At 42.3% G+C, this 11,829-nt stretch carries 11 protein-coding genes; 6 read left to right on the top strand and 5 right to left on the bottom strand.

The genetic code is table 11. From position 1 onward, the window contains the following. Positions 1-59 precede the first annotated feature (59 nt). The 3 genes from IQ264_RS28375 to IQ264_RS28365 all read left to right on the top strand — a co-directional run bounded on the left by IQ264_RS28375 (position 60) and on the right by IQ264_RS28365 (position 2,526). Positions 60-542, top strand: coding sequence for a DUF29 domain-containing protein (locus IQ264_RS28375; RefSeq protein WP_193985319.1), 483 nt, complete (start codon positions 60-62; stop codon positions 540-542). 551 nt (positions 543-1,093) lie between these two features. After that, a complete protein-coding gene (locus IQ264_RS28370) occupies positions 1,094-1,906 on the top strand; it encodes an ABC transporter permease (RefSeq protein WP_193985321.1) in 813 nt (270 codons plus the stop codon). 170 nt (positions 1,907-2,076) lie between these two features. Further along, the gene (locus IQ264_RS28365) at positions 2,077-2,526 is read left to right on the top strand and encodes a DUF29 domain-containing protein (RefSeq protein ID WP_193985317.1); all 450 of its coding nucleotides are present in this window, start codon (positions 2,077-2,079) and stop codon (positions 2,524-2,526) included. Between the two features lie 143 nt (positions 2,527-2,669). Here the strand turns inward: IQ264_RS28365 and IQ264_RS28360 are convergent, their stop codons facing one another. Continuing rightward, complete coding sequence (locus IQ264_RS28360) at positions 2,670-3,641, bottom strand: DUF1517 domain-containing protein (protein ID WP_193985315.1); 972 nt, start codon at positions 3,639-3,641, stop codon at positions 2,670-2,672. A gap of 312 nt (positions 3,642-3,953) precedes the next feature. Between IQ264_RS28360 and IQ264_RS28355 the strand changes: the two genes are divergently transcribed. After that, positions 3,954-4,412: a hypothetical protein gene (locus tag IQ264_RS28355; protein WP_193985312.1), complete on the top strand. Its 459-nt coding sequence runs from the start codon at positions 3,954-3,956 to the stop codon at positions 4,410-4,412. A gap of 302 nt (positions 4,413-4,714) precedes the next feature. Here the strand turns inward: IQ264_RS28355 and thiS are convergent, their stop codons facing one another. Both thiS and IQ264_RS28345 read right to left on the bottom strand, forming a co-directional pair. Next, the gene (gene thiS, locus IQ264_RS28350) at positions 4,715-4,927 is read right to left on the bottom strand and encodes a sulfur carrier protein ThiS (protein WP_193985310.1); all 213 of its coding nucleotides are present in this window, start codon (positions 4,925-4,927) and stop codon (positions 4,715-4,717) included. A gap of 79 nt (positions 4,928-5,006) precedes the next feature. After that, a complete protein-coding gene (locus tag IQ264_RS28345) occupies positions 5,007-6,110 on the bottom strand; it encodes a thiamine phosphate synthase (protein ID WP_193985309.1) in 1,104 nt (367 codons plus the stop codon). Positions 6,111-6,302: 192 nt separating this feature from the next. Here IQ264_RS28345 and IQ264_RS28340 point away from each other — a divergent pair, with 192 nt between their 5' ends. After that, a complete protein-coding gene (locus tag IQ264_RS28340; protein WP_193985306.1) occupies positions 6,303-7,946 on the top strand; it encodes a DUF1565 domain-containing protein in 1,644 nt (547 codons plus the stop codon). Positions 7,947-8,068: 122 nt separating this feature from the next. Here IQ264_RS28340 and dapF read toward each other — a convergent pair whose 3' ends face one another. After that, positions 8,069-8,911: a diaminopimelate epimerase gene (dapF, locus tag IQ264_RS28335; RefSeq protein WP_193985303.1), complete on the bottom strand. Its 843-nt coding sequence runs from the start codon at positions 8,909-8,911 to the stop codon at positions 8,069-8,071. 142 nt (positions 8,912-9,053) lie between these two features. Between dapF and IQ264_RS28330 the strand changes: the two genes are divergently transcribed. Next, a complete protein-coding gene (locus IQ264_RS28330) occupies positions 9,054-9,269 on the top strand; it encodes an Hfq-related RNA-binding protein (RefSeq protein ID WP_193985301.1) in 216 nt (71 codons plus the stop codon). Positions 9,270-9,400: 131 nt separating this feature from the next. Here the strand turns inward: IQ264_RS28330 and IQ264_RS28325 are convergent, their stop codons facing one another. After that, positions 9,401-11,737, bottom strand: coding sequence for a cation:proton antiporter (locus IQ264_RS28325; protein ID WP_193985299.1), 2,337 nt, complete (start codon positions 11,735-11,737; stop codon positions 9,401-9,403). Between the last annotated feature and the right edge of the window lie 92 nt (positions 11,738-11,829).

Raw genomic sequence — 11,829 nt, 5'->3', positions numbered from 1 at the left:
GGATTGGGGATTGGGGACTGGGGACTGGGGACTAGGGATTGGTTTTTGGAGACAGGTTTATGAGACAAAATCAAACAATTACTTCCAAAAGCTCCGAACTGTACGAAACAGATTTCTATGCTTGGACGATCGAGCAAGCCCAGTTTTTGCGTGATGGTTCATGGAATAATTTAGATGTCCCAAATTTAATAGAGGAAATAGAATCTTTGGGGAAACAGGAACGCCAAAAATTGCGAAATCGTTTGGCTATTCTATTTGCACATCTACTAAAGTGGGAGTTTCAGCCAAGTCATCGTTCCCATAGTTGGCTGGGTACAATCAAGGAACAAAGGCGACGAATTATTGAACTACTTGAAGAAAATCCTAGTTTAAAACCTTATTTACCCGAAGCCAAAGAAAAAGCTTATTTGGACGGTTTAGACTTAGCTGTTCAAGAAACTTCTATGAGCTACAAAGTTTTTCCATCCGAATGCCCTTACGAATTAAATGAGGTATTGGATTTTAACTTTTTTCCTGGTGAAGAATCAGACATTTTGGATTAAAAGGATAAAATTTTTGCCGAAAATCTTAACAAATTGGCACTAGTAAAAATCAATTTGACATGATACTATATAGATAATGGAAAAGGTCTGCTCATATATACTAATTTCTCAAACTAAAAACCCTTGCTAGGTAGAAAGCAATTCCACTTTCTACCAAACAAAACTCTAACTAACTATGCAAATATTTGACACTCCTCGACCTAAACTCTTTAGCTCTTTTCCCTCTTCCTCTTCTTCTTTGCGCTCTTTGCGTCCTTTGCGGTTCAAAAAAAATCTTTCCCACAAATCAAAAAGGACAGCTACTCCAGAAATCAGAGGTTTGAGATAACTTAGAGCAAAATACGCTTTTTTTAATGAACCGCGTTCGCGTAGCGTGTGCGTAGCACGTAAGACGCGAAGGGCGCGAAGGAAAGAGAAGAAGAGAGGTTGTTAAGGTGCGTTACGGCTGCGCCTAACACACCCTACGAATTTCGGTGCAAGATCTAAGAAGAGAAAGAACACCGAATCCGGTAAATTATAAAGTTGTGAAGCACGAAACAGACGACGGGCTAATGCCTAAACTACAGTCCCAGGAACAACCCCGCTTTTATTGGCAGTTACTTTTCTCGCTGCTAATGTTTGTTTATATGTACTTACCCATCCTGGTACTAGCTTTTTTCAGTTTTAATGAATCTCGCTTTAGTGCTAGTTGGGAAGGTTTTACGCTGAAATGGTATCAACAGCTGTTTCGAGATCAACGCATTCTCTCAGCTTTACAGAATAGCTTGATTGTGGCGGTTTCTGCGGTGGGAATTGCAGCGGTGATTGGGACGCTGATGGCTGTAGGTTTGGCGCGGTATCGCTTTCGGGGAAAAACTTTGTATCGAGGGGTTTCTTACCTGCCTTTGATTATTCCAGATATTGCGATCGCAGTCGCCACCCTAGTCTTCCTCGCCGTAGTTCAAATCCGCCTCAGCATTTGGACTATTGTCGCCGCCCACGTCGTCTTTTGTCTCGCCTACGTCGGACTAGTTGTATCTACCCGCCTTGCAGATTTAGACCCACATTTAGAAGAAGCAGCACTCGACTTAGGCGCAACTCCCAGAGAAGCTTTCTTAAAAGTATTATTACCCGAACTCATGCCCGGAATTATCTCCGGCTGTCTCCTCGCCTTCGTCCTCAGTTTAGATGACTTCCTGATTGCTAGTTTTACCGCAGGTAGCGGCGCAACTACTTTACCAATGGAAATTTTTAGCCGCATTCGTACAGGAGTTAAACCCGATATTAACGCCCTCAGCGTCATCCTAATGTTAATTTCTGGTGTAGTTTTCTTCCTCGCTGAATCTATCCGTTACCAAAGTGCGGAAAAAAGGTTAAAGCAATGAATTAATATCGTTTATACAAATGATTAATCCAAATGGGTAGGGGCGGGTTTAGCCAAAAAATGGGAATACTCAAGAATAGATATTGAAGTCAAAACCCGCCCATCTTAAGCATCTGTAGCAAACATTTAGGTAATCTATAGCGATCGAATATTAAAGTACAAAAAAATGATATGGAAACTAAAATACTGAATTTAAAGCAACTTTATGAAAATGAGTACGATCGATGGTTAACAGAAATGGTTAAGCTCCTCAAAAATCGTGACTTAGAAAACTTAGATTATGACAATTTAATTGAGGAATTGGAAGCATTGGGACGCAGCGAAAGAAGTGCTGTTAAAAGTTTACTATTACAGATTATTGTTCATCTAATGTTGTATCAATTTTGGCAATTAGAAAAAGAGAGAAACGCCAATCACTGGGCGGCGGAAATTATTACTTTTAGGATTCAGTTAGAAGATAAACTAACTACTAATTTACGAAATTATTTAGCAGATGAGTTGCCCAAAATATACCAAAATGCTTTGTTGATTGTCCATAAAAAAACCCAACTTACTTCTGTGCCCGAACAATGTCCTTATTCTCTTGACCAATTACTTGATAAACATTGGTTTCCTAATTAGTAATTGACTTAACTCTGATTTGATCCCCCTAAATCGCCCTTAACAAGGGGGACTTTGAAAGGTAAAGAGTTCCCCCCCGAAAAAAGTTCCCCCCTTGGGTAAGGGGGGTTAGGGGGGATCAAATTAGCGATCGCAAACACCCATTAAATCAGTTTCAAATTTGGATATTCAGCAATCATGTCATCAGAAGAAAGAGTATCGCCTTCTGCTTGCGGAGTCCAGAGAACTTCCATTGCTAATAATTTATCCCCAGGAATACCACCAAACTGACGCAAAGCTTGACGCAAATCTTCTGAACTATTCACTTTTGGTAATTCCAATTTGCCCACAGTAGCAGCTAACAGAGTCACTACAATATATTCACCTGACTCTTGTTGCGTTTCTACTAAAGCACCAGAAGTTTCACCAGCTGGTAAAGCAGCATTTGGAGTAGCTTGCTTCAGCAGATTATTCATATTAGACAGAGTTTCCGAAGTAAACTTACTCCGTTCTGCCAAAGAAAAGCGATTAAATTGCGCTTCTGCACCAGCTAAACGTGCTTGTTGACTTTCCGCACCTGCATAAACCCAGTATTCGGGATGGCGCAACAAAGCTAATGTAGCTTCTTGTACCACTTCGGCGCGACCTTCAGGAGAACCTGTATCCGCTTTTTCTGCAATTTGATTCAGTTCTGCTTGCAAAGTCCGGGCACCTGCCAACAAACCAACTTGCAACTTCGCTACAGAAACAGTCGGGTTGCTGGAATATCCTAACTCTTCAGATTCGCCAGCGCCAACACGACGGAAGGTTTGGACTAAAAAGTTAGCCAAAGTTAAGAAGATGATGATGGTAAATAAACCACCAAAACCGCCCCCAAATCCAAAAAATGGAATCAGGAAGGGAAAGCCAAAACCGCCACCACCATAAGGATAATATCCGCCAGAAGGCCCAGGTGCATAACTGCGAGGCCCAGAATAAGTGCGGCTAGGGGCACTAAAGGAACCACCACCAATGCGTCCACCAGTCCGGGCGGCTAAAGCCCCATCAGCATGACCAAGTGCTAAGGTAAGCACCAGACCCAGAACAATGAGAGGTTTGACAAGCGGTTTTATAGCTGAAAGTAATTTTTTGTACATATAACCCAGCCTCTTGAAAAGCTTTTATCTCAAAGAAATACTTTAACGTTCGTAGTGACGACTTCAGTCGTTTTTCTACAGTTTCTTTGATTAATCACTTTTTTGTTACAACTTCTTTACACTCTTCTAATTTATCGCTTTCTCTCTTTCCTGGGCAGCTATCTGGGGGTGTATTGCTGGGTAGATTACCGTACCGTAGGGGGAAAAAACCTTCGATCGTCTGCTGCATAAAGTCAAGAATCCTCCCGCATAGACGTTTAGGAGTACAGAAACAGTACTCAATAACGAAGTTCAAAACAGAGGATTATCACTATGAAAGCATTATTTTCTTCTCCCGCCCCCAACTTCAAAAGATGGATGACGCTTTGCACGCTGGGTGTCACCCTACTAAGTGTTCCTGTGACAGCATTTGCCCAAGATGCGGTAATGCCATCGAGTAGGGGTGATTCACATGGTTCACATGACTCACATGACTCACATAATTCACATAAAAAAATCTATGTAAACCACACGAAATGGATGGTCAAATATGCAAATAATGGGCCTTTTCATCCGGTTCCTTGGGAGTTCTCGCCAGATGGTACCGTTCGTGCTGGCAATCTGTGGCAAGGGGAATGGCAGAAAAAGAAAAACTCCAAAGATACAATTAAGGTGGTTATCAGAATGAATAACAGTTCAGCTACGGATGAATTCAATGTCCAGTTCACCAGTTCATCAAACTTTACTGCATATAAGAATGGACAAGCTTATCGATTTGCAGTACGTCAATAACTTTTCATAACTGTAATATATATTTCCAGAATTAAAGGTAGATTACCTTAAAACCTTGTAGAGACGTTATATATAACGTCTCTACAAGGTTTTTTGGAGATGTAAATAACTCAAGTTGCTAGTTACAAGTCTGGCTCTTTCTTAGCCCCCCTTAGTAAGGGGGGTTGGGGGGATCAAAACCTAGTAATCACAGCCCTAGATCCCCCCACTACCCCCCTTACTCAAGGGGGGAACTCCGAAAGAATTAATAACTAGCAACTTGCGTTAAATAGATAGTGGAATGTACTGTGTCCCCTGTTTTTTTACCCACCACCAACTATGGTGACTACTTCTAATTTATCGCCCTCCTTAACCTCAGTCTCTAACCAAAATTGCCGATGCAGAATTTCTCCGTTATACTCTACGGCGACTAAACGGGGATTAAAACCCAAATGCGTTAATAAGTCGGGAATTACCATTTGGGACGGACAATTACGGTTTTCGCCGTTTACCTGAAGGGTGATTTCACTAGTCATGCGATTTAGGTAAGTGCGATCGATAAATTAGGTAAGGCTTGTAGAGACGTTGTATACAACGTCTCTACATTTTAAGGTTCTAGTCATGGGATTTCGGTAAGTGCGATCGATAATTGCGTATAGTTTGCACGCGAGTTAGCTGAGAAATAAAATACTGAGTCACTAAAGTTGGCTGTTCTGCTTGCATAATTGCTCTGACTACAGCAACTCTTTCTGCTCCTGCTGAGAGTACTTCATTTATGTTACTCGGATCGATCCCACCAATAGCAAACCAAGGCAATTTCGCGTTTTGGGCAGCATAGCGGACATATTCTAAACCTGTGGCGGCTTTTTCAGCCTTGGTGGGAGTTTGGTAAACTGGCCCTACTCCAATGTAATCTGCGCCTTCTACGATCGCTCGCTGCATTTCCTCTGGACTTGTGGTAGAACGTCCAATTATCCGATGTGGCCCAAGTAATTGCCTTGCGATCGCGATCGGCATATCCTGCTGTCCCAAATGTACCCCATCAGCATCCACCGCTAAAGCCAAATCTACTCGATCGTTGACAATAAACAAAGCTTCGTAATGATGGCAAAGTTTGCATAGTCGATCGGCAATTTCAAACCGGACATCATCATTTGCCGTTTTATCCCGGTACTGAACCAGAGTTAACCCACCTTCTAAGGCAGCTTCTACGATCGCAAACAAATGTTCTGACGCAGAAGTTACCAAATACAAAGAACTCTGCAACAATTTCTGTTGCCGTTGATAACCTAACAAATTTGTCTCTAAAACGTAGGCGCGATAACGCATTTGCTTAAACGCGCCTCCCATCTCCGCCAGATAAAGTTTGCCATACTCTTCCAAAACTCGCAGCGCCTCTTGTACCCGACAAAGATTTGCTTGTAAAAGTTGGTTAATATTGGCACGACTTTCTTCTTGGGGATGAGTTAACTCAGTTCCCACATCTCCCAAAGTATCGCGAAACGCCCGCAACTCCGGGGTATGCCATTTAGCAATTTCTTGACGCAGGTGCTTGCATTCTGCCGCCAACTCGCTACTATTAAGACCAAACCGACACCATTCCTCAACAATTCTTAAACCTTCTCTGGCGCGGTCTAAATTAGCATCTAAAATACGGCATAACGCTGGCTGCGCTTGTAAAGGCAACTCTGCTAATAATAACTTGGCGCGATCGACCATCAGAACAACTCCATTTAGTTCATTAATCCTAATAAATTAGTCGGATAGGGTGCAGACAAAGCATAATTTTCTCATTTTTACCAGGAGAATCAGACTCCTTAAAGTGATTAAATTTTGCTTTAACAATTGGTAAACCTGAGATTTGCAGTTTAATCTTTAGTACTCACAGAAATTTTAGGAGGACAGCTAGCTGTGAATTTACCACGCCACTGTCAATATTCAGCAAAACCTCCCATAAAGTTTGTTAATGGCTATTTGGCAGCTATTTGCAAACAATTAACATTTAAGCACTCGCTGAAACTCACTTTAGGACTGGCTACTACCATTCTGCTATGTTGGGAAAATGCCGCAGTGTTTGCTTTACCACCAAAACCGCAAGTAGTAGAAAGTTCCCCAATCTCACAAACTGAGTCAACAATGACTCAATTGTTTGTCAATCCGATCGCAGGTAATGATACCACTGGAAACGGTAGCGAACGCGCACCTTTCAAAACAATTACCCAAACCTTAAGAGTTGCCAGGGAAAACACCGTCATTTACCTCGCACCCGGAACTTACAGCGAACAAAGCGGCGAAACTTTCCCCCTACAACTAAAACCTGGCATTACTCTCCAAGGAGATCCCCCAAGCAAAGGCCGCTCTGTCATTATTAAGGGTGGTGCTTTGTTTATTAGTCCAACTTTTGCCCGCCAAAATATTGCCATCCTCGCCGCTAACAAATCAGGCATTGCTGGAGTCACAGTTACTAACCCTAACAACAGAGGTTACGGGATCTGGATTGAATCTAGTAACCCAGTAATTGCAGATTGTACTTTTATTGGCAATACTCATGATGGAATTTCGATCGCAGGTAATAGCGTTCCTTTAATTCGTAACAATTATTTCGCCAATAATGGGGCAAATGGCATGACTATTTACGGTTCTTCCCGCCCAGAAGTTAGAGAAAATGTCTTTGAAAGAACAGGTTTTGCGATTAATATTGGTAACAATGCCACACCCACGATCGCAGGTAATCGCATCTCCCAAAATACAGACGGAATTGTAATTCAAGGTAAAGCTAGACCAATTTTGCGCGGTAATACTATAGAAAGCAATAGTCGAGATGGTGTAGTCGCTTTAACTGAAACTCTCCCAGATTTGGGAACCGCACAAGACCCAGGTGGTAATATTTTCCGTAATAATGGTCGTTATGAAATTAATGCCGGAACTGCGGTGCAAGTAATTTCTGTTTATGGTAATCAATTAGCTACTAGGCGGTTAATTGGACGCATTAATGTAGATGGTAATTTAATTCAAGTTAGCGCCCCTCCCAGCAGTTCCCCAGTAGCATTTACTAATACTAATAATGCTCAGGCTGTACAAATTTCAGTCCCCGCACCTGCTGCGAGAAAACGCCCCGCACGTCGCACCAGAAGGGCAAGGGCGACTGCTAGAAGGCAAGTCAGACGACAAGTTAGCCCCCCCACTGTCATCGTCACAAATACCGCAACGGCAACTCCAACGCCGCAACAAACGCTACTTCCCCAAACTGGAATTCAACCAGGGGTTTTACCAACTGCTAACACAACATTTGTTGCTGGAAATACTAACAGTTTGCCCCAAACTAATCCAACTGTTGCGGCATCAAATTTACGTTACCGTGTGGTGGTGGAAGTGCGAACTGTACAGGAACAAACAAGGCTTTTATCTTTAGTTCCTGGGGCTGTTCGCACTATTTCTGATGATGGCAAAGTTGTTATGCAAGTGGGGGCTTTTAGCGATCGCACTCAAGCCGAAGAAATGCTAGAAAAAATTAATAGCAACGATCTGTTAGGTACGATCGAAGAAATTGATTGAAATCTCACAGCTTCAGGGGCAGAGGCGCAGAGGCGCAGAGGCGCAGAGGCGCAGAGGCGCAGAAGGTAAAAATTCCCCTTGTCCCCTTGTCCCCTTGTCCCCTTGTCCCCAGTCCCCAGTCCCTAGTACCAAGTTCCAGTAAAAACTTTAACAGCTGGCCCAGTCATATAAATTCGCTGTTCCACCTCTGACCATTGAATTTCCAAAGGGCCTCCGGGTAATTCTACCGTAGCTTGCCGATCGCAATTCCCCGTCAACACCCCCGCCACCAAAGCAGCACAAGCACCAGTACCACAAGCTAAAGTAACACCCGCACCCCGTTCCCAAACCAACATTTTCAAATAATTTCGGTTAACTACTTGAATAAATTCCGTATTTGTGCGTTGGGGGAAAACAGCATGATGCTCAAATTGAGGGCCAATTTCTGCCAAAGGAATCGCCGCCACATCCTCCACAAAAGTAATACAGTGAGGATTCCCCATACTCACACAAGTCACATTCCAAGACTTTCCTGCCACTTCCAAAGGTCGATCGATCGCCTTTTCCCCAGCAGCAGTCAAAGTCGTCGGAATTTCCTGCGCCAACAGTCGCGGTACACCCATATCCACCGTCACTTGACCATCATGACGCAACTGGGGAGTAATCACACCAGCTAAAGTATGAATCCGATAGCGCCGCGATTCAGTTGAGCAACCTTCCAAATCAGCGATAAACTTAGCTAAACAGCGGATACCATTGCCACACATTTCCGGTTCAGAACCATCAGAATTAAAAATCCTCATAGTATAATCTGTGCCCTCCTGTCCCGGTAAAGCAAAGATTACCCCATCTGCACCGATTCCAAAATGGCGATCGCACAACTCCACCGCCGCCTCTGGTGTCAACAATGGGTCAAATGAACTACGATTATCAATCAAAATGAAATCATTTCCTAAACCCTGGTACTTAGTAAACTCAATTCCCATTACAATTACCTTTGTCCTTTGTTATTTGTCCTTTGTCATTCGTCCTTTGTCATTTGTCATTAGAATAATCTTTACTACAATGACTAATTACCAATGACCAATGACCAATGACCAATGACTAATTACCAACGATCAATTAGATATGACTAGTGGATTTGATACTAATTTACCTAGTGTACGGCAAGTACAATCAATTATTAAAGCTCAAAAACGAGTTGAGCTAAAGCTGTTAACTGGAGAAGTTCTCAGTGGAATACTGCGTTGGCAAGACCCAAATTGCATCGCCATTATGGATGATACTAATCAACAAACTTTAGTTTGGCGACAATCAATAGCTTATCTCAAAGCCTTTGATTAAAAACATTGTCCGTTGTAACGACTTCAGTCGTAGTCCGTTGTAACGACTTTAGTCGTTTCTTTACCAAATAGAAGGACTAAAGTCCTCACAACGAACCAACTTTATTTAGAGATGATATTAAATCCAAAATTTCAAGGTTCTCGCCAATTATCCATTGGTAAATATTCCCGCAAAGCTTGACTTTCTGCTGCTTGAACTACTGGAACAACTGGTATAGATGGTTTATCTTCTGGCATCAGAGATTGTTGTAATAATTTCAGCGGATGATAACCACCACAAAGCAAAATTCTATCACCTACTTGCAGTTCGATATCATCTTCTGGATCGCGGATAAACTTACCTTCCCGACGAAGCGCACTCGCTTTTATTCCATACTGCCGCTCAATATCTAAATGTGCCAAAGTTTTACCCACAAAAGGACTATTTTCAGGAACTAAAATCCATTGACAAGAAGGGGCACTTTTTGCTGGAATAGCCGCCTTACCTTTTGCCAAATCATCCAAAGCAGCTAACTCCTCAACTTGTCCCACAACTAATAAGCGATCGCCTTCCTCAATAGTAGTAGAAACATCTGGATAATCCACCTCTTCCCCACTTAAGCGTCGAATCGCCATCAAGCTAACTCCCGCAAGATTCCGCAAATCTGCTTCTCCTAAAGTCATTCCCGACAAAGGAGAATTTGCAGGTAAAGAATACCAGCGACTATTCATATCTTGAGTCGCCAATTCTAACTCACGAGAAACTTGAGAAGCCGATTGTTGCGGACGTAATTCCAAATAATGATGTTTGCGAATTTCCTGTGCTTGTTGTTGAATAGCCCCTAAACTCATACCCATGCGACTTAACAAATGACTAACTAATTCCAAGCTAGCCTCAAACTCTGGTTGTACTACCTCCTTTGCTCCCAATTGATAAAGTAATTCGATATCTTTATCCTTATTAGCACGAACTACCACATCAACATCTGGTGCTAATTCTAAAGCGCGGCGCAAAGTATTTCTAGTACTCATTGCATCAGGAAGAGAAATAGCCATTCCCCTCGCCTGTGCTACTCCAGCAGTTTGTAAAACGTGCAAACTTGCAGCATTACCATAAACATAAGAAATCCCTGCTTCTCGTAACTTTTGAATTTTGCTTTCCGACTGATCGATCACTACTACCGGATAGCCTTGTTGCTGTACCTGTTGAACCAAATTTCGCCCAACTCTGCCATAACCACAAATTACCACATGATTTTGTGAAGGCAATTCCGGTGCAACATCTAAAGGCAAATCAGTTGGATCGAGAAACTGTTTCAACCAAGGTATTTCAAACAATTGAGGTACTAACCGCATCACAAACGGAGTCAACACCAAAGTTACCGCAGTTGTACCTAAAATTAATAAATAAACCCGTCGAGAAACTAAACCTAAAACCTGACCTTCACTAGCTAAAACAAAAGAAAATTCTCCGATTTGTGCTAATCCCAATCCAGCAATGACAGCGGTTTTCCAGGAATAACGAAACAATCTGACTAAAGGAGTAATGATTAAGAATTTTCCTAAAAATACTAACGTCACCAATCCCAAAATTAACTCCAGATTCTTCCACAGGAAAACCGGATCGATTAACATCCCTATGGAAGCAAAAAACAGCGTAGCAAAAATATCTCTTACTGGCTCAACATAAGTCAAAGTTTGGTCAGCATATTCCACCTCTGAAATCATTAAACCAGCGACAAATGCCCCCATTTCAATAGAAAGACCCAAAGATTCTGTAAATAAGGCAATTCCTAAACATAAAGCCACCACACCAAGCAAAAATAATTCTTTGCTTTCAGTACGTGCCAAAAACCGCAGCAAAGGTGGAATTAACCAAATCCCCACTGCCACTGCACCTGCCGCAAATAAGCCAATTCTTACCAAAGCAAATAATACAGCTTTGCCAATTTCTTCTGGTGGTTGGTCAAGGGCAGGCAAAACTGCTAACATCAAGCCTAATGCTAAGTCTTGAACTACCAAAATTCCCAACATTACTTGACCGTGAGGAGTTTCGGTTTCGTTCCGTTCCATCAAACATTTTAAGACTACCGCAGTTGAAGAAAGGGAAAGAATTGCTCCTAAAAACACACCTTTCGCTGGTAGAGTTGCCCAAGCGCCAGTAATTCCACAAACTACAACCGTAACTAAAATTGTCAGGATAATTTGTAGTCCCCCACCTCCGAGAGCAATTTTCTGCACTTTCCTAAGTTCCGCAAATGAGAATTCAACTCCCAAAGCAAACAGGAGGAAAGCCACACCAAATTGAGCTAGAGTTTCTACTTGAATTACTTCCTTAATTAATCCTAGTCCGGCTGGCCCAACAACCATTCCGCCTAGCAAATATCCCAGCAAAACAGGCTGTCGTACTATTGCAGCTAACAGCCCTCCAAACGCAGCCGCACTGAGAACTAACACTAAGTCAACAATTAGCCTAAAGTCTTCTTGCACAAGTTTTCTGAAAAAATTATTAAGGTATATTAACAAGAATAAAACTTTTACCCGTGTAGGGGAAGACAATTTTGGGACGAGGGGAGATGGGG

It is taken from the genome of [Phormidium] sp. LEGE 05292, assembly GCF_015207735.1.
GTDB lineage: Bacteria > Cyanobacteriota > Cyanobacteriia > Cyanobacteriales > Aerosakkonemataceae > Floridanema.
Note: the sequence above shows the minus strand (reverse complement) of the source record. Positions and strands in the feature narration are given on the sequence as shown.

Bases quoted from the DNA above. Each gene is read 5' to 3' on its own strand.
- IQ264_RS28360 (WP_193985315.1), bottom strand. From the start codon at position 3,641: ATGTACAAAAAATTACTTTCAGCTATAAAACCGCTTGTCAAACCTCTC.
- IQ264_RS28345 (WP_193985309.1), bottom strand. From the start codon at position 6,110: ATGGTCGATCGCGCCAAGTTATTATTAGCAGAGTTGCCTTTACAAGCG.
- dapF (WP_193985303.1), bottom strand. From the start codon at position 8,911: ATGGGAATTGAGTTTACTAAGTACCAGGGTTTAGGAAATGATTTCATT.
- IQ264_RS28330 (WP_193985301.1), top strand. From the start codon at position 9,054: ATGACTAGTGGATTTGATACTAATTTACCTAGTGTACGGCAAGTACAA.
- IQ264_RS28355 (WP_193985312.1), top strand. From the start codon at position 3,954: ATGAAAGCATTATTTTCTTCTCCCGCCCCCAACTTCAAAAGATGGATG.
- IQ264_RS28375 (WP_193985319.1), top strand. From the start codon at position 60: ATGAGACAAAATCAAACAATTACTTCCAAAAGCTCCGAACTGTACGAA.
- IQ264_RS28365 (WP_193985317.1), top strand. From the start codon at position 2,077: ATGGAAACTAAAATACTGAATTTAAAGCAACTTTATGAAAATGAGTAC.
- thiS (WP_193985310.1), bottom strand. From the start codon at position 4,927: ATGACTAGTGAAATCACCCTTCAGGTAAACGGCGAAAACCGTAATTGT.
- IQ264_RS28370 (WP_193985321.1), top strand. From the start codon at position 1,094: ATGCCTAAACTACAGTCCCAGGAACAACCCCGCTTTTATTGGCAGTTA.